A 541-nucleotide genomic window follows, 5' to 3' on the forward strand; every position below is an offset into this window, starting at 1 on the left:
AATATGACTTCATCATACGTATCATGTTTCACATGTTGTTCATAATGATCCATTTTCAAAATTTGTTTTTCTAATTTGTTTTGTAATCCTAATATCCGTTTTGAATTTGGATTTATATCTGGAATACAAAGTAGTTTTTCTAGTTTTGTGCTTGTTTTCTCAAAACGGGATTTCCATAATTCGAAATACTCTATCATTAATGCTTTTCTAGATTTGATTAATTGAACGGCTTCCGCTACGGCATCTTTTGCTACACGAATATTAGTATTTGTTTTTGCAGAAAGAATTTTTTCAAGAGAACCGACTGCCATTCCTTCTTGTAATCTTTTATATGCATAACGAATCATAAATGAATATTTATAACTTTCTGTATCAATAATGAATTGATCTTGTGCTGATAAATCAACCAAACAAGCAGGAATCGTCGTTTTCATCTTGTTTTCCTCCTTTCCTAACCGTACACCCTTTTTTCTATATTATGCCAAATGTTATTAGGATATGCAACTAATCTGTACATTACTAGTTTTTATATATTTTTATT

General features: G+C 29.4%; 1 protein-coding gene. It reads right to left on the reverse strand.

Annotation, left to right across the window (positions count from 1 at the left end; genetic code table 11):
• Positions 1 to 434: hypothetical protein (locus tag RCF13_RS16100; RefSeq protein ID WP_308141336.1), on the reverse strand; the 434-nt coding region annotated here is incomplete at its 3' end.
• Between the last annotated feature and the right edge of the window lie 107 nt (positions 435 to 541).

The organism is Stenotrophomonas maltophilia group sp. RNC7 (assembly GCF_030910085.1).
Lineage (GTDB): Bacteria > Pseudomonadota > Gammaproteobacteria > Xanthomonadales > Xanthomonadaceae > Stenotrophomonas > Stenotrophomonas sepilia.